General features: G+C 72.8%; 14 protein-coding genes, 8 tRNA genes and 1 pseudogene. 10 read left to right on the plus strand and 13 right to left on the minus strand.

Features of this window, described 5'->3' with window-relative positions:
• The first annotated feature begins 9 nt into the window (after window positions 1-9).
• Both cobA and LN042_RS00690 read left to right on the plus strand, forming a co-directional pair.
• Window positions 10-1263 (plus strand): uroporphyrinogen-III C-methyltransferase, encoded by a 1254-nt coding sequence (gene cobA / locus LN042_RS00685; protein ID WP_230047739.1) that lies wholly within the window; start codon window positions 10-12, stop codon window positions 1261-1263.
• Between the two features lie 25 nt (window positions 1264-1288).
• Complete coding sequence (locus LN042_RS00690; protein ID WP_230047740.1) at window positions 1289-2101, plus strand: TrmH family RNA methyltransferase; 813 nt, start codon at window positions 1289-1291, stop codon at window positions 2099-2101.
• Between the two features lie 50 nt (window positions 2102-2151).
• Here LN042_RS00690 and LN042_RS00695 read toward each other — a convergent pair whose 3' ends face one another.
• The 9 genes and pseudogenes from LN042_RS00695 to LN042_RS00735 all read right to left on the minus strand — a co-directional run bounded on the left by LN042_RS00695 (window position 2152) and on the right by LN042_RS00735 (window position 8905).
• Entirely contained in the window at window positions 2152-3894 is a 1743-nt protein-coding gene (locus tag LN042_RS00695) for a TIGR03767 family metallophosphoesterase (protein WP_230047741.1), read from the minus strand.
• A gap of 134 nt (window positions 3895-4028) precedes the next feature.
• Window positions 4029-5117, minus strand: coding sequence for a hypothetical protein (locus LN042_RS00700; protein WP_230047742.1), 1089 nt, complete (start codon window positions 5115-5117; stop codon window positions 4029-4031).
• Window positions 5118-6390: 1273 nt separating this feature from the next.
• Window positions 6391-7641, minus strand: a pseudogene (locus LN042_RS00705) (serine/threonine-protein kinase); the annotation flags it as partial.
• 607 nt (window positions 7642-8248) lie between these two features.
• Window positions 8249-8323: transfer RNA gene (locus LN042_RS00710), tRNA-Val, on the minus strand.
• Between the two features lie 41 nt (window positions 8324-8364).
• Window positions 8365-8436: transfer RNA gene (locus tag LN042_RS00715), tRNA-Val, on the minus strand.
• Window positions 8437-8476: 40 nt separating this feature from the next.
• Window positions 8477-8548: transfer RNA gene (locus tag LN042_RS00720), tRNA-Val, on the minus strand.
• A gap of 40 nt (window positions 8549-8588) precedes the next feature.
• Window positions 8589-8660, minus strand: a tRNA-Val gene (locus tag LN042_RS00725).
• Window positions 8661-8692: 32 nt separating this feature from the next.
• Window positions 8693-8763 (minus strand) — tRNA-Cys (locus LN042_RS00730).
• Window positions 8764-8832: 69 nt separating this feature from the next.
• Window positions 8833-8905 (minus strand) — tRNA-Gly (locus tag LN042_RS00735).
• Window positions 8906-9128: 223 nt separating this feature from the next.
• Between LN042_RS00735 and LN042_RS00740 the strand changes: the two genes are divergently transcribed.
• From LN042_RS00740 to LN042_RS00755, 4 genes are all read left to right on the plus strand, one after another.
• Window positions 9129-10157, plus strand: a complete 1029-nt coding sequence (locus LN042_RS00740; protein ID WP_230048069.1) for a chorismate-binding protein — start codon at window positions 9129-9131, stop codon at window positions 10155-10157.
• Window positions 10158-10202: 45 nt separating this feature from the next.
• Window positions 10203-11024, plus strand: coding sequence for an aminotransferase class IV (locus tag LN042_RS00745; RefSeq protein WP_230047743.1), 822 nt, complete (start codon window positions 10203-10205; stop codon window positions 11022-11024).
• 95 nt (window positions 11025-11119) lie between these two features.
• Window positions 11120-11956 carry a GNAT family N-acetyltransferase gene (locus LN042_RS00750; protein WP_230047744.1) on the plus strand — a complete coding sequence of 279 codons (837 nt, stop codon included), beginning with the start codon at window positions 11120-11122 and terminating at the stop codon, window positions 11954-11956.
• Window positions 11957-12093: 137 nt separating this feature from the next.
• Window positions 12094-12678 carry a class I SAM-dependent methyltransferase gene (locus tag LN042_RS00755; protein WP_230047745.1) on the plus strand — a complete coding sequence of 195 codons (585 nt, stop codon included), beginning with the start codon at window positions 12094-12096 and terminating at the stop codon, window positions 12676-12678.
• A 115-nt stretch (window positions 12679-12793) separates the two neighbouring features.
• On the opposite strand, the gene LN042_RS00760 is transcribed toward LN042_RS00755, so the two are convergent.
• Window positions 12794-13282, minus strand: coding sequence for a DsbA family protein (locus tag LN042_RS00760; RefSeq protein ID WP_230047746.1), 489 nt, complete (start codon window positions 13280-13282; stop codon window positions 12794-12796).
• Window positions 13283-13375: 93 nt separating this feature from the next.
• Here LN042_RS00760 and LN042_RS00765 point away from each other — a divergent pair, with 93 nt between their 5' ends.
• Window positions 13376-13855, plus strand: coding sequence for a hypothetical protein (locus LN042_RS00765; RefSeq protein WP_230047747.1), 480 nt, complete (start codon window positions 13376-13378; stop codon window positions 13853-13855).
• Window positions 13856-13859: 4 nt separating this feature from the next.
• Here LN042_RS00765 and LN042_RS00770 read toward each other — a convergent pair whose 3' ends face one another.
• Window positions 13860-14447 (minus strand): CGNR zinc finger domain-containing protein, encoded by a 588-nt coding sequence (locus LN042_RS00770; RefSeq protein ID WP_230047748.1) that lies wholly within the window; start codon window positions 14445-14447, stop codon window positions 13860-13862.
• A 359-nt stretch (window positions 14448-14806) separates the two neighbouring features.
• Window positions 14807-15220 carry an SsgA family sporulation/cell division regulator gene (locus LN042_RS00775; RefSeq protein WP_030056266.1) on the minus strand — a complete coding sequence of 138 codons (414 nt, stop codon included), beginning with the start codon at window positions 15218-15220 and terminating at the stop codon, window positions 14807-14809.
• 374 nt (window positions 15221-15594) lie between these two features.
• On the opposite strand from LN042_RS00775, the gene LN042_RS00780 reads away from it, so the two are divergent.
• Window positions 15595-15666: transfer RNA gene (locus LN042_RS00780), tRNA-Val, on the plus strand.
• Window positions 15667-15906: 240 nt separating this feature from the next.
• Window positions 15907-15978, plus strand: a tRNA-Val gene (locus LN042_RS00785).
• Window positions 15979-16079: 101 nt separating this feature from the next.
• Here LN042_RS00785 and LN042_RS00790 read toward each other — a convergent pair.
• Window positions 16080-16799 (minus strand): 3'-5' exonuclease, encoded by a 720-nt coding sequence (locus LN042_RS00790; protein WP_230047749.1) that lies wholly within the window; start codon window positions 16797-16799, stop codon window positions 16080-16082.
• A gap of 292 nt (window positions 16800-17091) precedes the next feature.
• On the opposite strand from LN042_RS00790, the gene thrS reads away from it, so the two are divergent.
• Window positions 17092-19071: a threonine--tRNA ligase gene (gene thrS, locus LN042_RS00795; RefSeq protein WP_230047750.1), complete on the plus strand. Its 1980-nt coding sequence runs from the start codon at window positions 17092-17094 to the stop codon at window positions 19069-19071.
• The last annotated feature ends 29 nt before the right edge of the window (window positions 19072-19100 follow it).

Genomic DNA, 19100 nt, shown 5'->3' on the forward strand with positions numbered 1-19100 from the left:
GCTACCCACATGAACGCGCCCAGCCCGCACCCGAGCACCGCCGGCCTCACCCCGTACCCCGTCGGCCTGCTGCTCACCGGCCGCCGGGTCGTCGTGGTGGGCGGCGGCCAGGTCGCCCAGCGCCGTCTGCCCGCGCTGATAGCCGCCGGCGCCGACGTCCACCTGGTCTCGCCGAGCACCACTCCGGCCGTGCAGGCGATGGCGGACGCCGGGGAGATCAGCTGGCACCGCCGCGGCTACCGGTCCGGGGACCTCGCCGACGCCTGGTACGTGCTGGTCGCCAGCTCCGACCAGGAGGTCAACGAGGCGGTCAGCGCCGAGGCCGAGGCGGCCCGGATCTTCTGCTCCCGAAGTGACGACGCCGCCGCGGCCACCGCCTGGACCCCGGCCAGCGGCCACGACGACGCCGGCACCACCGTCGCGGTGCTCACCGGCGACCCCCGGCACTCGGCCGCGCTGCGCAACGCCATCGTGGAGGGGCTGCGGGACGGCAGCCTGTCGGCCCGCCAGTACCGCCACCGGGCTCCTGGTGTGGCGCTGGTCGGCGGCGGCCCCGGCGACCCCGACCTGATCACGGTGCGCGGCCGCCGCCTGCTCGCCGACGCCGATGTGGTGGTCGCCGACCGCCTCGCCCCCCGCGAGCTGCTCGCCGAGCTGCCCCCGCAGGTCGAGGTGATCGACGCCTCCAAGATCCCCTACGGCCGGCAGATGGCCCAGGAGGCGATCAACCGGGCGCTGGTGAAGCACGCCAGGGCCGGCAAGTTCGTGGTCCGCCTCAAGGGCGGCGACCCGTACGTCTTCGGCCGCGGCGGCGAGGAGCTGCTCGCCTGCGTCGAGGCCGGGATCCCGGTCACCGTGGTGCCCGGCATCTCCAGCTCGATCAGCGTCCCGGCGGCGGTCGGCATCCCGGTCACCCACCGCGGGCTGACCCAGGACTTCACCGTGATCTCCGGTCACGTGGCACCCGAGGACTCGCGCTCGCTGGTCAACTGGGACGCCGCAGCCCAACTCGGCGGCACCCTGGTGCTGCTGATGGCGGTCGAGCGGATCGGCGCCATCGCGGCCAGGCTGGTCGCCGCCGGCCGGCCCGCCGAAACCCCCGTCGCCGTGGTCCAGGAGGGCACCACCGCGGCCCAGCGCCGGATCGACGCCACCCTGGGCACCGTCGCCGAGACCGTCGCCGCCGAAGGCGTCCGCCCGCCGGCGGTGATCGTGATCGGCGAGGTGGTAGGAATCCTCGAACCCGCCACCCCGCGCGACTGACCGCCTGACCGACCGGAAGCCCGCCATGTCCCAGCCCCGCACCGTCACCGACCCCGCCGACCCCCGGCTCGCCGACTACACCGGCCTGACCGACGTCGAGCTGCGCCGCCGCCGCGAGCCCGCCGAGGGCCTCTTCATCGCCGAGGGCGAGAAGGTCATCCGGCGGGCACTGGCGGCCGGCTACCTGATGCGGTCGATGCTGCTCACTCCCAAGTGGCTGACCGTGATGGCGGACGTCATCGCCGAGGCCGACGCCCCGGTGCACGTGGTGGAGCCGGCGCTGGCCGAACAGGTCACCGGCTACCACGTGCACCGCGGCGCGCTCGCCTCGATGACCCGCCGGCCGCTGCCCGCCGCCGCCGAGCTGCTGGTCGGCGCCCGGCGGGTCGCGGTCTTCGAGGACATCGTCGACCACGCCAACATCGGGGCCGCCTTCCGGAACGCGGCCGCCCTCGGCGTCGACGCGGTGCTGCTCACCCCGCGCTGCGCCGACCCCTTCTACCGGCGGTCGGTGAAGGTCTCGATGGGCGCGGTCTTCCAGGTGCCGTGGACCAGGCTGGAGTCCTGGCCCGGGGCCGTCGGGACCCTCCACTCGGCGGGCTTCACGGTCGCCGCGCTCTGCCTCAGCGAGCAGGCCATCACCCTCGACGAGCTGGCCGCGCGCGACGACGACCGGCTCGCCCTGGTCTTCGGCACCGAGGGTGACGGCATCGCCCGCGGAACGCTCGCCGCGGTCGACGAGCACGTCCGCATCCCGATGGACGCCGGCGTCGACTCCCTCAATGTGGCGGCCGCCTCTGCCGTGGCCTTCTACGCGACCCGGCCGCGCAACAGCTGAAGGACTCCGGGGGCGGTGCCCTGCCCGCCGCCCGGAGCCCCGGCGACTCGTCAGCGGCTCGGCTTGGCCAGCAGCAGCTCGGTGTTGTGGTCGAGCGACGTGCCGATCTTGGCAGCCGGCTTGGCGAACGGATCGTTGTAGGACAGCTCGCGGTTGAGCGCGGCCAGGTTGGCGTCCGAGGTGTCGTCGAAGCTCGTGGCGTAGGGCGCGGCGGACTCGATCAGCGTGGTGAAGAGCGAGATGGTGCCGTCGCCGTTGTCGGCGAGCTCGAGGACCCGGGCGTGCTGCGGGAAGTCGATGTGCGAGGCCGTGTTGACCTCCCAGAACGACCGCTCGGGCACGGCGTGGCCGTGCGCGGTGATCTGGTTCATGTGGGTGTGGCCGTTCACCCACGCGACCACGTTCGGATAGCGCTGGAGCAGGGCCACCAGCTCACTGCCGTTGTGGCGCCGCTCGAAGACGTTGCGCGGGTCGGGCAGCAGGTTGCCCATCGTGGTGCTGGTGTGGTGGCTGAAGACCATGACGTAGTCGCCGCCCGCCCCGCCGCGCACCACATTGCCGTCGGTGTCGTACCAGTGGCCGCTGTGCGCCTGCAACTGCTGCTCCAACCAGTGCAGTTGGGCGGTGCCGATCGAACCGTCCGCCCATCCGGCCAGGTTGGTGGTGTCCACGCTGATGCCCACCACCCCGTCCGCGATCCGGAAGGTGTAGTAGAGGTCGCCGCTGGCGGCGGCGTCGGCGGTGAAGCCGTGACCGAAGGGACCCGGACCGGTGACGGCGGGGTTGAGGTGGGCCTGCGCGAAGCTCTTCGGCGTGAACGGCCTGCGCCGGTCGTCCGGGGTGACCTGACGCACCAGGCTCGCGTCGCCCAGCAGTTGGCCGACCTTCAGCAGCGCGCCCGCCGGGTCGGACTTGAACTGGGCGAAGAGCTGCGCCGCGTCCGCCGCGTCGACCCCCTCGAGCTTGCGGTTGCCGGTGTAGATGTCGTTGACCAGGCCGAGGTCGGGCAGGGTGCCCACGATGCTGTCGTCGTGGTTGCCGACCGTGGTGTACCACGGGATCGTCAGGCCGGGGGCGCGGAAGGTGCGGCCGGCGGCCGTCAGGAAGCCGGGGATCTGGGGGAACCCGGCCTGCTTGTAGGCGTCCTGGAAGGCCAGTTCGGCGTTCCAGTAGGCGGGGTCGCCGGAGTTCTGCACGCCCTCGTAGCGGCTCGGGTCACCGCTGTTGGGAGTGATCAGGCCGCCGCTCATCACCGACAGGTACCAGTCCAGCTCGATCTGCTCGTGGTTGTCGGTGTTGTCGCCGGTGGTCACCACCAGGCTGAACGGCAGGCCGGTGTACGGGCCGGAGCCGAGTGCGTTGACCCGCTCGACCAGCGCGGAGGCGCCGCGCACGGTCAGCGTCTCCTGCGGGCGGCAGGCCGCGTCGTCCAGGTGGCCCAGGAACTCGAAGCGCATCGGCGACTCGGTGTCGGTCAGGTGCATGTCGGTGAACTGGACGAAGCCGGCCAGACCGGTGCGGCGGTCGTCCCGGCCGGACTGCGCGGTGGCGAGCTCGTCGCGCACCACCAGCGGCCAGCCGGGGCCGGCCGCCAGCCGCTGGTAGCCGCCCGCACCGCCGCTGGGGGTGGCGACCTGCTCCAGGGTCGTGCCGCCGATCCGCACGGCCCGGCGGGTGCTCAGGTCGAGCGCCCGGTCGAGGCCGGCGGCGGAGGCGAACCCGCCGCCGGTCAGCGACAGTGCCGCCCCGGCGGACAGGCCGGTCAGGAACCTGCGGCGGTTGATCGAGGACATGGAAGTTCCCTTTCTGGTGGCCGGTGGTTCCGCTGATCGGGTCGCCCGGATGTTACGCGCCAGTACAACCGCCGGAACAGTTGTCCGGGCGAACACCGCGCCAACAGGAGATGACGGGCTGTCATACCTGACCATCAGTCAGGGCTGCTGCGCCGCTGGGCCCAATCCGTCCAGGCCTCGACCCAGAGACCGTGCAGCCAGTCCAAGTCCGCGTCGGCGGCCCGCTGCTGGACCGACCAGTACTGCTCCCAGAGCAGTTGGGCCGACTCGCTGTCCACCGGCTGCCCCAGCACCAGATGGCGCAGCAACTCCTCCACGGCCGCCGCCCGCGGTCCGTGCGGGGCGCTGAACCAGGGCATCGACCGGCGCAGCTCGGTGATCTGGTTGACCAGCGAGTAGACCAGGTACGTGGCCCGGGCCGGGCCGCAGCGCAGCACCCCGTCCAGCTCCGCCACGGCCCGCCGCCCGAGCGCGCCATAGGACTCGGCGGCATCCGGGCCGCCCGGCACGAAGGTCTCCAGGAAGGCCCGCACCGCCGCGATCCCATGGGCCGGCGCCAACTCCGGCTCCGGCAGCGCCGACCGCGACGCGCAGAGCTGCGCCAGCAGGCGGTCGCGCTCGACCACGTACGGGAGCAGGTCGCCCACCGGCCCCAGCTCCACGTCCGCCGGGTCGACGCCCCGCCCGAGCACCGTGACCGCCTGTCCGTCGACCGCCAGCCGCAACGCCCAGGCGTCACCCAGGACGCACAACTCGCCCCGCGCCGACCGCCCGTGAACCGGCTCGGCCCCGGCCTGCCCGCCCAGCCAGTCCAGCAGCACGCCCCTGAGGTCGGCCGGTTCCCCCGCGCTGCCCGGTGGGCCGGTGTCGACCCGGAGCTGGGGGCACCCCCGGCCGAGGGCTGCCGGAGGCTCCGCGGCCTCGGCCTCGGGGCACCAGCCGTAGGACAGGCGCACCGCGGTGGTGCGGCCGTCGGCTGCCTCCCAGCCGCCCAGGATCGCGGGCACCACGACCGGGCGCCGCAGGCCGTGCACCGGATAGGGCGGGCTCTCGGCGAACTCGCGCATCCGGCGCCGGCTTTCGGCGCCGGGCAGGTCGGCGCCGGACCGGTCTGGGGTGGGCTGGTCGGCGCTGGACCGGTCGGGGGTGGGCTGGTCGGCGCCGGGCCGGTCGCGGTGGGGCTGCTCCGGGTGGGCGGCAGGGTCGGGCGGCATCCGTTCCATGCCGCAGAGTGTGCCACTCATGACTGACAGTCAGAAGGTGGCGGATCGGCGGCCGGGCAGCACCCCTGACGACAGCCGCGCCGGCCCGGTCGGACCGGCGACCGCTTCGCAGCCCGCCGCCCTCCCGTGGCCATCCCGTCGGCGACCTCGACGCGCAGCGCCGCCGACAGCGCCCCGTGCGGTGCCGGCAGTCGCCCCACCCGGCCCTCCACCAGCGCGAGCGCCGCGAACCGGGAGTACGCCCCCGACGCCGTCGCCCTCCGCGCCGCCGGTTCCGCACCGCGCGGTTCGGCCGGGAGACCGGCGGACCGGTTGGCGAATCCGCCGGGCGCACAACCCCCGGCGCCAATACCTCAAGAGGCGCTGGCAGCTCTGCTCCGGTGAACGCCGCCATCCGTTGAGCCGTCCGTCCTCGCCACCGGTCCGCTCAGCAGAGGCACCTCGCCGCCGGTCCGCTCAGCAGGGGCACCTCGCCGTCGGTCCGCTCAGCAGGGGCACCTCGCCGCCGGTGAACCTACGGCGCGCCGCTCGCCGACCCCAGCCCGGTGCCGCCCGAGATCCCGGCACCCGGCCAGGACTCATCCAGCGACCCGTCGCCGCGCAGGGCGTACCGCGTGGTGGCCGTGGCACCGGTCTGCGGCACCCGCTCCTCCCGCACCAGCGCGCCCTCCTCCAGCCGCCAGGTGGCCGTCGAGGCCGGGTCGGCGGCCGAGGCGCGGGCCGTGGCCGGCGTGGGGGTGTCGCCGTTGAAGGTGAACAGCTCCACCAGGTCGACCGGCACCGAACCCTCGGTCCGCCGCAGCACCACCGCCGCCGCGGGCGCGCCGCGGTAGCGGGCCGGCATCACGGCGGTCAGGCCGACCGGCGGCCGGCCCGTGGACTGCCCGTCCTGCAACTGGATCGCGGGGCCGCCCGCCGGGTCCGGGTAGCTGCGGTTCGGCCAGTCCACCGCCGGCACCGGGCCGCCGGCCGGTCCGAACCCGCCCGCCGGCGGACTGCTCGGGCTCCCGGTGCCGCCGCTCGTCCGCGCGATCGGCGCGGCACCCGGCGCCGAGGGCTGGGCACCGTCGGCCGACAGCCCGATCGCCGGGGCCGCGCCACCCGCCTGACCCGCGCCACCGGCCTGACCCACGCCACCCGCCTGACCCGCTGAGGCCGCACCGGACGACGCACTCGGGGCCGTGCCGACCACCGGCGGTGGCAGTCCGCGCGAATGCCGGTCCTCGCAGCCCTGGGCGGCGGCGATCGCCAGCGCCACCCCGATGGTCACCGTGATGAAGACCACCAGGCGCTGCCGCAGCAGCCGTCGGCGGGCGGCAGGCCCGCGACCGGGCGGCGGAGTGTGCTGGCGCTCCCGGGCCGGCGCCGGCCTGGCCGGGGTCGACCGGACGGCGCCCTCGGGCCGGGGCCGGGCCGCGCCCTCGGGCCGTGGCCGAGTCAGGCGCGCGGTAGCCTCGGCACCCGCCGGGCGGACCGCTCGCGCCCCCGGCCGGGCCTGGCCCGCCGACTGCGCCTGGCCGGGCTCCGGCTGCGAGCGCGCGAACCGGGGCCGACCCAGTGCCCGGGCCTCCTCCGACTCCCTGGCCACGCGTTCCGCCCGGGCCGCCTCCCGGGCCGCCGCCTCGGCGGGCGTCAGGCCCTGTTCCCGGGGCCGCGGCGCCGGCGTCGGCACCGGCGAGGCACTCCGGGGCCGTGCACCGCCCCCCGCCCGGGCCGCCAGCTCGCTCAGCCGGTCGTGCAGGTGCGCCGCGCCGGGGCGGTCCAGCGGCTCCTTGGCCAGACAGGCCCGCAGCAGCGGGGCCAGCACCGGCGGGACCTCGGAGAGGTCCGGCTCCTCGTGCACCACCCGGTAGAGCATCACCTCGGACGAGGCGCCCGAGCCGAACGGCGTGTCGCCCGTGAGCGCATAGGCCAGCGTCGCCCCGAACGCGAACACATCGGTGGCGGGGGTGACCGCGGCGCCGCGCACCTGCTCCGGCGCGAGGAACCCGGGGGAGCCGACCGCGGTGCCGACGTGGGTGAGCGTGCTGGCGCCGCGCGACCAGGCGATGCCGAAGTCGATGATCCGCGGACCCTTGGGGGAGAGCAGGATGTTGGACGGCTTCAGGTCCCGGTGCACCACACCGGCCTCGTGGACCTTGACCAGGCCGTCGGCCAGGGCGGCACCGATCCGGGCCACCTCGGGCCAGGCCAGCGGGCCCTCGTCGCCCACCCGCTTGTAGAGCGACGGGCCGGGCACGTAGGCGGTGGCCAGCCACGGGCGGTCCGCCTCGATGTCCGAGCCGACCACCCGCGCGGTGGCGCCGGCCCGGATCCGGGAGGCGGCCGCGACCTCGCGGGCGAACCGGGTGCGGAACTCCGAGTCCTCGGCCAGCTCGGCCCGGATCAGCTTCAGGGCCACCCGCTGGCCCTTGCGGTCCGACCCCAGGTACACCACGCCCATCCCGCCGGCGCCGAGTCGCCGGTGCAGGCGGTACGGGCCGACGATGCGGGGGTCCTCACGCCTCAGCCGCATCATGCCCATGTCTGTCCCGTCGGCCCGTCAGGTGGGCAACCCGTGAGAAGGGCCCCGGGTGTTGGGGCGTCGTCAGTTCCTACAGGGCACAGCTTACGGAACGTCTGCTGCGGTGTGCTGATACGCAACACGCGAACCGCCAATGGGATTGTCCGACTCTCCGGCTCAGGGTTCCCCCTCAGGGGCTCCGCAACGGGTGCTCCATCCTGAGGCGTAGCCCCAGGGGGCGACCGTCATCCTCGCGGACCCCTCCAGGACGGCACCGAGGCATGACGCCACCGGCCGTGCCCCGCCCTACTGTTGATCACAGGGACAGCGACCGGCCGGACGGCAGCCGCTGTGAGAAGGGCGCCGGCTCCCAGGGGACAGGGAGCGGGTGCCGGCCGGAGACGGACGCCGCCGCGCGGGTACGCCACCCGACCTCGGGCGGGCCGGGCACGCCCCGGCCCGGCGGCGGGCGTCGGGCTCCGGCGGCCACGAGTGCCGTGGTCGGACGTCGGTGAGGGCGCCCGACCACGGCACCGTCGGCCGACCCGCCCTGGCGGACCCCTGCGGAGCCCCGCGCGGGCCCCGGAAACGCCGGAGGCCGGACCCGCAGTGCGGATCCGGCCTCTCGTGGTGCGCGATACTGGGATTGAACCAGTGACCCCTACCGTGTCAAGGTAGTGCTCTCCCGCTGAGCTAATCGCGCCAGTTGAACCGTCGTGCCCGTCACTCTGAGTCGAGCGACCGTGCGCGATACTGGGATTGAACCAGTGACCCCTACCGTGTCAAGGTAGTGCTCTCCCGCTGAGCTAATCGCGCCTGTTCAACTGTGGTGCCCGTCACCCTGGGTGGGTGACCGTGCGCGATACTGGGATTGAACCAGTGACCCCTACCGTGTCAAGGTAGTGCTCTCCCGCTGAGCTAATCGCGCCTGTTCAACTGTCCTGCTCAACACCCGCATTGGGCTGCAGTGCGCGATACTGGGATTGAACCAGTGACCCCTACCGTGTCAAGGTAGTGCTCTCCCGCTGAGCTAATCGCGCGGGCAGTCACTCGGCGAACCGAGGACTGTCAGAGGTGGAGACGGGATTTGAACCCGTGTACACGGCTTTGCAGGCCGTTGCCTCGCCTCTCGGCCACTCCACCAGGCAACGCGGTTCAGCCGAACCGCAGCTGAACCATATCAGGAAGAACGATCTTGCTGTTCCTCCGTCGAGCGGACGACGAGATTCGAACTCGCGACCCTCACCTTGGCAAGGTGATGCTCTACCAACTGAGCCACGTCCGCCTGTCTTCCAGGCCCTTCACCGCTTTTCTGCGGCTCCGTTTCCCGGCGACGTGTTGAACTTTAGCGGAAACCTCGGCCAGCTCAAATTCCGTTCCCGCAGCGTGCCGCCCACCCCACCGTTCCGGGCCTGGTCACCGCCCTAGACTTCGAATCACCCCCACCCCCACCCGCCCGCAGGAGCACCGTGTCCCACGCCAGCGCCCCGATCGGTCCCGACCAGCCGATGGCCCGCTTCGGCGGCCGACTCGCCACCGGGCTGCTCGAGGTCAGCCACGACCCCGCGGCCCTGGACACCGGCGGCTGGTGGGCCGTCGCGCACGACTTCGAGGGGCGCCTGACCTGCGCCCGGTTCGCACAGGTGCGCCCCGACCCGGTGCCCGTGCCCGCCGGCCCGCGTTGGCAGGGCCCGCGGCCGGACAGCTGGCACAGCTCGCTGGACCGCGCCGCCTACACCGCCGGAGTCCGCCGGATCCGCGAGCACATCGCGGCGGGCGAGGTCTACCAGGCCAACCTGTGCCGGGTGCTCAGCGCGCCGCTGCCCGACCCCGACCCCGCACGCAGCGACATCGACGCCCTCACCGCCCTGCTCGCCCTCGGCAACCCGGCCCCCTACGCCGGAACGATTCGCCTCCCCGAGCACGGCATCGAGATCGCCACCGCCTCCCCGGAGCTCTATCTGCACCGGGACGGCCGGTCCGTCTCCTCCGGACCGATCAAGGGCACCGGCCGCACCGAGCACGACCTGCTCGACAAGGACCACGCCGAGAACGTGATGATCGTGGACCTGGTCCGCAACGACCTCGGCCGGGCCTGCGCCACCGGCAGCATCACGGTGCCCGACCTCTGCGTGGTCGAGAAGCACCCCGGGCTCGTCCACCTGGTCTCCACCGTGGCGGGCAGGCTGCGCGACGGCGCCGGCTGGCCCGAGCTGTTCGCCGCCAGCTTCCCGCCCGGCTCGGTCACCGGCGCTCCCAAGTCCAGCGCGCTGCGGATCATCGACGCCTTGGAGACCGCCCCGCGCGGCCCCTACTGCGGTGCCGTCGGCTGGGTCGACGCCGACCGGCAGCGGGCCGAACTCGCGGTCGGCATCCGCACGTTCTGGATCGACCGGGCCGACCCGGCGGGCCCGGTGCTGCGGTTCGGCACCGGCGCCGGCATAACCTGGGGCTCCGATCCGGAACGCGAGTGGGACGAGACGGAGCTCAAGGCCGCCCGCTTGGTCGCGATAGCGTCTGGGCAGCACGTGGAGTAGGTCCGTGCCGGGCCACTCCAACCACTCTTGCGTGAGGAGTGACCCATGATCTGGCTCAATGGCGAGTTGGTCGACGAGAGCCGCGCCGAGATCTCCGTCCTCGACCACGGGCTGACCGTCGGCGACGGCGTCTTCGAGACCGTGAAGACCGTGTACGGCAGGACCTTCGCCCTCACCCGCCACCTCGAACGGCTGGCCCGGTCGGCCGTGGGCCTCGGCCTGCCCGCCCCCGACCCGGAAGCGGTGCGCAAGGGCTGCGAGGCGGTCACCGCAGCCGACCCGCTGCCGCTCGGCCGCCTGCGGATCACCTACACCGGTGGCCTGGGCCCGCTCGGCTCCGACCGCGGCGACGCCCCGCCCACCCTGGTCATCGCGCAGAGCGCGGTCAAGGTGCGGCCCGACACCACCGCGGTCGCCACCGTGCCCTGGACCCGCAACGAGCACAGTGCGGTGGCCGGCCTCAAGACCACGTCGTACGCGGAGAACGTCATCGCGCTCGCCGCCGCCCACCGGGCCGGAGCCTCGGAGGCCCTCTTCGCCAACACCGCGGGCCACCTCTGCGAGGGCACCGGCTCCAACGTCTTCGTGGTGCTGGACGGCAAGCTGCTCACGCCGCCGCTGACCTCCGGATGCCTGGCCGGCGTCACCCGCGCCCTGGTCGTCGAGTGGTGCGGCGCCGAGGAGGCCGAGCTGCCCTTCGACGTGCTCGAACGCGCGGAGGAGGTCTTCCTGACCTCCTCGCTGCGCGACGTCCAGGCCGTCACCCGGGTCGACGGACGCCGACTCGGCGACGTGCCCGGGCCGATCACCGCGCGTGCCATGGCCACCTTCACCGTCCGCGCCGCCGAGGACCCGGACCCGCGCTAGCCGCACCGCGCCGGTTCGCCGCCCCGGTTCGCCGCCGTGCCGCACCAGTTGGTCGTCATCGTTAGCCGCCCGGAGCGGCGGGGAAGGGGGAGGACGTGACCACGACGCTGCGTCCCGATGGACCGGAAGCCGGCCTGCCCGACGGCGGGCGCACCCGGCGCTGGCAAGTCTGCGTGAACGGACGGGCGGTGGGCTCGGTGGTGACCTCCGACAGCCGCTACGACAGCTTCCGGATCGGCCGGATCGAGGCGTTGGAGATCACCGAGGGGCTGCGGCGCGGGCGGGGCACCGTCGCGGCGCTCGCCGCCGAGGAGGTGCTGCGTGGCTGGGGCTGCACCCGGGTCGAGATCTCGGTGCCGGTCGAGTCGGCGGCCGGCCAGGCCCTGGCCGTGGCGCTCGGCTACACCGAGACCAGCCACAAGCTCGCCAAGAAGCTTGCCGAACTGCCGCCCGCTGCACCCGGCCTGACGCTCCGTCCGATCGGTGAGGACGAGTTCCGCGGCTGGCTGGACGGGATCAACGAGGACTACCGCGCGCACTTGGTGCGGGTCGGCATGACGCAGCGTCAGGCCGTCGAACGGGTCGCCGTCGATGACGCCCGGCTGCTGCCGGCGGGCCACCGCACCCCGGGGATGGTCCTGAACCGGCTGCTCGCCCACGGGGAGCCGGTGGGCAGCCTCTGGCTCGCCCTGGGCGACCGGCGGCAGCCGGACGGCCGCCCGCGCGGCTGGGTGATGAACCTCGAGGTGGCCCCCGAGCGCCGGGGGCACGGCTACGGGCGGGAGCTGATGCTCGCCGCCGAGCGGCAGTGCCTGGCGGCGGGAGTCCGGGACATCGGGCTCAATGTGTATGTCGCCAACGAGGTGGCGAGGCGGCTGTACGCGTCGCTCGGATACCGGCCGGCCAGGCGGGACTTCGCAAAGCCGCTGTGAGGACGGGCTGATCGTCGGGCAGGCGCTCGGCGCCCCTGCGGCCGGCCCCACGGCTCCGGCAGGGTCATCGCCGTGGCCGGTACGGTGGCGGCCGGGCGGACTGACACCGCATCAGAGAATCGCAGGGGGCGACATCGATGGACCTGGAAACGTTGCACGGTTACGACCGCGAGGCCACCGCCTTCGCCGTCCAGTGGCATGACCAGCCCGTGCCGGACGACCTGCGGTCCGCACTGCTGCGCTGGTTCCGGCCGGGACCGACGGCGGACATCGGCTGCGGCAGTGGCCGGGATGCGGCGTGGCTCAGTGCCAACGGCTTCCCCGCCATCGGGTACGACCCCTCGGAAGGGCTGCTGGTGGAGGCCCGCAAGCGGTACCCGGAGGTCTCGTTCCGACGCGCTGCGCTGCCCGGGCTCGAAGGCGTACCCGCCGGCAGCTTCGCCAACGTCCTGTGCGAGACGGTCCTCATGCACCTGGAGCCCGAGGTGGTGCCCGCTGCGGTGCGGCGCCTGCGCGAGCTGCTCCAGCCGGGTGGCACGCTCTACCTCAGCTGGCGGGTCGTCCCCGGCGGGGCCCAGCGGGACCAGCACGGTCGGCTGTACGCCCCGGTCGACCTGCGGGCGGTCCACCATGCGCTGGAAGGCTGCGAGTCGCTGCTGGACGAGGAGTCGACCAGCGCCTCGTCCGGCAAGGCGGTGCACCGGATGGTGGTGCGCTCATGACCGTCCAGGCCGATGGTCAATCGGGTTGACGAAGCGCTTGGCCGTGGTTGAGCAAGCGCTTAGTCATAACCGTGATTGACCAAGCGCTTGCTCAGAACGCAGCTTCAACAGCTGCTCACGCCTCCAGCAGCGCGATGATCTCCTCCAGCAGGCCCTCCTGGCTCTTGCCGCCGTCCAGGCGCCGGCCGGCCACCACATACGTCGGCGTACCCGTCACGCCGATCGCCTTGCCCTCCGCCTGGTCCGCGTCCACCACGAGCATGTGCCGGCCGTCGACCAGTGCGGTGTCGACCTCCTCGGCGTCCAGGCCGAGCTCGGCGGCCACCTCCACCAGCAGCTCCGGTCCGCGCCGGTCCAGCTCCGCCACCCGCGCCAGCACCGCCTCGACGTACTCCCAGCCCTTGCCCTGGGCGAACGCCTCCTCGGCCGCCTCCGCCGCCGGATAGGCATGCCTGTGCTTCTCCAGGGGAAAGTGCCGCAGCGTGATGGTCAGCGCGTCACCGAAGCGCGCCCGCAGGGCACGGACGTCGTCGAGCGCGGTGCGGCAGTCCGGGCACTGGAGCTCGCACCAGAACTCCACCGGGGGGAGGGAACCTTCGATCATGCGCCCAGTGTTCCACTACGGGGGAGCGCGTACCGACACCAGCTTCGGAGGAGCCATGTCCCGCACCGATCGCGGCACCGCCCAGGACCGGCCATGCTGAGCGGCGCCCTCTGCTTCCTGCTCACCGCGGCCGGCCTGGTGATCGCCGGTCTGCACGGGTGGCGCCGCCGCTGGCGCACCGCGGTCCGCTGGACCGCCGCCGCCCTGGTGCCCGCGGGCCTCTACCTCACCGGTCTGATCCCGGTCGGCAGCGCCATCGGCCGAGCCCTCGGCAACTGGGCCGCCAAGCTGGTGCTCGACCCCGGTGTCTGGACGGGCATCGGCCTGCTCGGCCTGGCCGTGCTGCTGCTGGTCGCCACCGGTGTGGGCCGCAGGTCGTCGAGTGACCGCCCGGAGGCCGGCACCGCGGCACAGCCCCGCGCCACCGGTACCGGCGCCGCCCCGCGGCCCGCCGTGGGCAAGGCCGCACCGGGCAAGGCCGCACCGGGCAAAGCCGCACCGGGCAAGGGCGCGGCCGACGACCTGGGCGACTTCTCGGACATCGAGGAGATCCTCCGCAAGCGGGGGATCTAGGCCGTCACGCCCCCACCGGCACGCCCGCGTCCTCCGCGTCGGCCGCGGAGCGCTGCCGCGCCCGGTACGCGGCCACGTGCATCCGGTTCCCGCAGGTCCGGCTGTCGCAGTAGCGCCGCGACCGGTTGCGCGACAGGTCCACGAAGACCCGCGCGCAGTCCGGCGCCTCGCAGCGTCGCAGCCGCTCCCGCTCGCCGGCCATCAGGATCAGCCCCAGCGCCATGCCCAGCTCGGCCGCCAGGTGGTCGGCCAGCGTCGAGTGCGGAGCGAAGTAGTGCATGTGCCAGCCGTGGCCGTCGTGGTTGGTCAGCCGCGGCGTCGCGTTGACGTCCGCGACCAGGCTGTTCACCAGCTCGGCGGCGACCTCGGTGGACGGCGCGGTGAAGATCTCCCGCAGCTGCCCGCGCAGCCGCTGCACGGCCACCACGTCGTCCGGACCCACCGCGTCCACCTCGCCGATGTCGCAGCGCACCACGAAGGCGTCGACGGCGGCCACATCCGACAGTTGCTCCTGGCCCGCCACTTCCGGTGCGGTGTTCAGCAGCTCGACAAGGATGCCGAGGGCGCACTCGGTGTCATGGGTGATCAGCACGTGGGAACTCCTCGCGTGCGCCGGGGGGCGGTCGGACCCGCCCGCTGGGGAGACCACCCGCCCGAAGGCCGGGGGCCGGTCATCACCGCCGAACAATACCGGGCTGCGCCCCGCGGACGCCGGAAGGCGCCCGGAGCCGCCGCCATCGCTGCGCCGCAGTGGGCGGGCGAGGCAGGGCGCCGGGCGCCGGTTGCCTGGTGGGCCGGTGGAGCGGACGGACCCGGCGCACACCGCGGCCCGCGCGTGCGGGTGCGGCGCACGCACGGGCCGCGCCGGTGCGCGGTCGAGCCGATGGCCGTGCCCCCGAGTAGGACGGCCATCCGTTGGTATCGAGCGCGCCGAGGGGGTGCCCTCGGCCGTCAGCTCTCAGCGAGGATGTGCGACAGCTCCCGGTCCAGGTCGAAGTGGCGGTGTTCGGTGCCGGGCGGCACGGCGGCGTCGGTGCGCTTGAGGAACGATTCAAGCGCCCGGGCAGGTGCTTCCAGCAGGGCTTCTCCCTCGGGAGAGCTCAGTGCGATGCAGACGACACCCTGTCCGTGGCTGCGGGACGGCCACACCCGGACGTCGCCCGTCCCGGTGGGTCGGTGCAGCCCCTCCGCGAGCAGGTCGCGGGCGAACACCCACTCCACGGTCTCGTCGGCACCGGTGTGGAAGGTGGCGTGCACGGCATAGGGGTCGGCGGTGTCGTAGCGCAGACCCGCGGGGACGGGCAGTGAGGACTCGCTCGACACGATGAGGCGCAGGTGCAGCTCGCAGCTGACCGTGGTGTTCATAAGCGCCATGGCCTTTCGCTCAGTGTGCGCTCGGGGAATCGCACGTCGGCGAACGGACCATCCCACCTCCGGCGGCGATGTAAACCCGTCTGTCCCGATTCGGGGTCCGGTGGTAACTCGTCCGGCGCATTGCCCGAAGCCCCGGAACGGCCGCGCAAAGCCGGGAAGGGCCCGGAGATTGCCTCCGGAACGGTCGCACCGGGTGGATAGCGGTGGGTGCCGCTGCTGTTGCCGGGCGCTCCGGCGGATTGCCCGACGATCATGGTCGGAGTGGGGAGCCGGGCAGGTCGGGCCGGTGACGGGTCACTCGGGAGGGGGACGGGAGAGCTGGTTCGGAGCACTCCTCGCGATGCGGTAATGTTTTCCCTGCACCCGGGCGATTAGCTCAGCGGGAGAGCACTTCGTTCACACCGAAGGGGTCACTGGTTCGATCCCAGTATCGCCCACCGGATTGCACAGCAAGGCGTAGGACCCTGGTTTTTCGACCAGGGTCCTACGCTTTTTTTCCGGTTCCGTCCCGAGGGCACTTTTCGAAGGGGCCGGTGCCTCGCCGGAAGTGCCCGGCGCGAACTGAGCGGCCGTCACCCGTCAGTGCCGGCAACGGTGCTGTCGGGGCGTCGGGCCGCCGAACACCAACGGGTTTGCGGGAGGCCCCCGGGAGGGTGCTATCGTTCTTCTCGTTGCCCGGGCGATTAGCTCAGCGGGAGAGCACTTCGTTCACACCGAAGGGGTCACTGGTTCGATCCCAGTATCGCCCACCGGACAACATCGGGCCCGACTGCCAAGGCAGTCGGGCCCGATGTGTTGTGCTGACGGCTGCTCAGGCGGCTCTCGTGAGCGGCCGGCGCAGTGCCGCCGGTCAGGCGGCCGGGCGCAGTGGCCAGGAGCGGTCGACCTGCTCATGGGCGCCGGACCGGTCGAACCAGTCCTGCAGCCCACGGGCCTGGGCCGCGTGCCAGACCGTCTGCCGCAGGTGCAGTTCGGCGGGGGAGAACCGGCCGAGCGCGGCGCGGTGCCGCTCACCCAGCACCCGGACCAGCTGCATGGCGGCCAGGGCGTCCGCCCCCGCGTCGTGCGCGCCCTCCAGCACCACCCCGTAGTGCGCGCATAGGTCGGTGAGGGTGCGGCGGCCCCGGCGGTAGCGGTCGACGTGCTTGTCCAGCACCCGCGGGTCGACCACCAGCAGCTCGGCGCCGGCCAGCCGAGCGGCCAGCGTGCTCTGGTGGTGGCGCCGCAACTCCCGGTCGAGCAGCGTCAGGTCGTAGGGCGCGTTCATCACCACCAGCGGCACGCCGGCCCTGGCCTGAGCGGCCAGTGCGTCCGCTATCTCCGCCGTCACCTGCCGCGGCGGGCGCCCGTGCGCCCGCACCCGCTCGTCGGTGATGCCGTGCACGGCCCGGGCACCGTCGGGGATCGGGACTCCCGGGTCGGCCAGCCAGGTCAGCCGTTCGACCGGGGCGCCGGGCGCGGGCTGCAGCAGCAGGGCGGCGGAGACGATCCGGTCCCGTTCCACGTCCACGCCGGTGGTCTCGGTGTCGAAGGAGGCGAGCGGACCTTCGTACCACTGCGGGTCCTGCATGATGACCACCCCTCACATCCCCTGGGAGAAGCCCCGGATGCTCCCCGCGCGCACCGCTGGCGGTCCGTCAATTCCCGGCGCGGGGTTCCGAGCAGGTGATACCCCGGGGACGTACCGGCTCAACCCCGGGTGACCAGCCGGTTCGGGAAGTCGGCCGGGGCGGTCGGCCCGGCCGGGGCGGGCCGACCGGGGACCGTGGGGCAGGGTGCACGGTGGGACCGGTCGGATCGGTACCATCGGGGGCAAGCAGCAGCAGCTGCGGCCATCAGATCCAGCACGTCAGGAGAGACCGGTGACGGACGTCCGGGTAATCATCAACCGCGAACCCGATCGGGAAGAGCGCGTGGTGACCACGGGCACTACCGCCGCCGAGCTGTTCGCCGACAACCGCAGCGTGATCGCCGCCCGGGTGGCCGGGGCCCTCAAGGACCTCAGCTACCAGCTCGAGGACGGCGACGAGGTCGAGCCGGTCGAGATCACCAGCCCGGACGGCCTGAACATCCTGCGCCACTCGACCGCCCATGTGATGGCCCAGGCCGTGCAGGAGATCTTCCCGGAGGCCAAGCTCGGCATCGGTCCGCCGATCAAGGACGGCTTCTACTACGACTTCGACGTCGAGAAGCCGTTCCACCCCGATGACCTGAAGGCCGTCGAGAAGCGGATGCAGGAGATCATCAAGAAGGGCCAGAAGTTCTCCCGCCGCGTGGTCACCGACGAGGCGGCCCGCGAGGAGCTGGCCAAGGAGCCGTACAAGCTGGAGCTGATCGGCCTCAAGGGCTCCGCCGCGACCGCCGGCGAGGGCGCCGACGTCGAGGTGGGCAGCGGCGAGCTGACCATCTACGACAACGTGGACGCCAAGACCGGCGAGACCTGCTGGGGCGACCTCTGCCGCGGTCCGCACCTGCCGAGCACCCGGATGATCCCGGCGTTCAAGATCATGCGTTCGGCGGGCGCCTACTGGCGCGGCAGCGAGAAGAACCCGATGCTGCAGCGCATCTACGGCACCGCCTGGCCGACGAAGGACGAGCTCAAGGCCCACCTGGAGTTCCTGGAGGAGGCCGCCAAGCGCGACCACCGCAAGCTGGGCACCGAGCTGGACCTCTTCTCCATCCCCGAGGAGATCGGCTCCGGTCTGGCCGTCTTCCACCCCAAGGGCGGCGTGATGCGCCGGGCCATGGAGGACTACTCGCGCAAGCGGCACGAGGAGGCGGGCTACGAGTTCGTCTACACCCCGCACGCGACCAAGGGCACCCTGTTCGAGCTCTCCGGTCACCTGGACTGGTACGCCGACGGCATGTACCCGCCCATGCAGCTCGACGGCGAGAACGACTACTACCTCAAGCCGATGAACTGCCCGATGCACAACCTGATCTTCCGCTCGCGCGGTCGGTCGTACCGTGAACTGCCGCTGCGGCTCTTCGAGTTCGGCACGGTCTACCGGTACGAGAAGTCGGGTGTGGTGCACGGCCTGACCCGCGCCCGCGGCTTCACCCAGGACGACGCGCACATCTACTGCACCAAGGAGCAGATGGCCGGCGAGCTGGACTCGCTGCTCACCTTCGTGCTGGACCTGCTGCGCGACTACGGCCTGACCGACTTCTACCTGGAGCTGTCCACCAAGGACCCGGAGAAGTTCATCGGCAGCGACGAGGAGTGGGAGGAGGCCACCGAGACGCTGCGCAAGGCGGCCGAGAAGCAGAACCTCGAACTCGTCCTGGACGAGGCCGGTGCGGCGTTCTACGGCCCCAAGATCTCGGTGCAGGCGCGGGACGCGATCGGCCGCACCTGGCAGATGTCCACCATCCAGGTCGACTTCCAGCTGCCGCAGCGCTTCGACCTGGAGTTCCAGGGCGCCGACGGCAACCGCCAGCGGCCGGTGATGATCCACCGCGCCCTGTTCGGCTCGATCGAGCGGTTCTTCGCCGTGCTGCTGGAGCACTACGCGGGCGCCATGCCGCCGTGGCTGGCCCCGGTCACGGTGGTCGGCATCCCGATCACCGACGAGCACGTGCCGTACCTCCAGGAGGTCGCGGCGGAGCTCAGGAAGCACGGGATCCGGGTCGAGGTGGACGCCTCGGACGACCGGATGCAGAAGAAGATCAGGAACGCTCAGAAGAGCAAGGTGCCCTTCATGATCATCGCTGGCAACGACGACGTCGAGGCCGGCGCGGTGAGCTTCCGCTACCGCAGCGGTGAGCAGAAGAACGGTGTGCCGACGGCAGAGGCCGTCGCCGAGATCGTGGACGCGGTGCAGCGCCGGATCCAGGTCTGATCGACGTCGTACCGACCTGTGGGCCGGGC

The sequence above is a fragment of the Kitasatospora humi genome (assembly GCF_020907985.1).
Taxonomy (GTDB): Bacteria; Actinomycetota; Actinomycetes; order Streptomycetales; family Streptomycetaceae; genus Kitasatospora; species Kitasatospora humi.

What these genes read in the sequence shown, in the direction of transcription:
- cobA (WP_230047739.1), top strand. Translation starts at nt 10, where the DNA reads ATGAACGCGCCCAGCCCGCACCCGAGCACCGCCGGCCTCACCCCGTAC.
- LN042_RS00690 (WP_230047740.1), top strand. Translation starts at nt 1,289, where the DNA reads ATGTCCCAGCCCCGCACCGTCACCGACCCCGCCGACCCCCGGCTCGCC.
- LN042_RS00695 (WP_230047741.1), bottom strand. Translation starts at nt 3,894, where the DNA reads ATGTCCTCGATCAACCGCCGCAGGTTCCTGACCGGCCTGTCCGCCGGG.
- LN042_RS00700 (WP_230047742.1), bottom strand. Translation starts at nt 5,117, where the DNA reads ATGGAACGGATGCCGCCCGACCCTGCCGCCCACCCGGAGCAGCCCCAC.
- LN042_RS00740 (WP_230048069.1), top strand. Translation starts at nt 9,129, where the DNA reads ATGGCCCGCTTCGGCGGCCGACTCGCCACCGGGCTGCTCGAGGTCAGC.
- LN042_RS00745 (WP_230047743.1), top strand. Translation starts at nt 10,203, where the DNA reads ATGATCTGGCTCAATGGCGAGTTGGTCGACGAGAGCCGCGCCGAGATC.
- LN042_RS00755 (WP_230047745.1), top strand. Translation starts at nt 12,094, where the DNA reads ATGGACCTGGAAACGTTGCACGGTTACGACCGCGAGGCCACCGCCTTC.
- LN042_RS00760 (WP_230047746.1), bottom strand. Translation starts at nt 13,282, where the DNA reads ATGATCGAAGGTTCCCTCCCCCCGGTGGAGTTCTGGTGCGAGCTCCAG.
- LN042_RS00765 (WP_230047747.1), top strand. Translation starts at nt 13,376, where the DNA reads ATGCTGAGCGGCGCCCTCTGCTTCCTGCTCACCGCGGCCGGCCTGGTG.
- LN042_RS00775 (WP_030056266.1), bottom strand. Translation starts at nt 15,220, where the DNA reads ATGAACACCACGGTCAGCTGCGAGCTGCACCTGCGCCTCATCGTGTCG.
- LN042_RS00790 (WP_230047749.1), bottom strand. Translation starts at nt 16,799, where the DNA reads ATGCAGGACCCGCAGTGGTACGAAGGTCCGCTCGCCTCCTTCGACACC.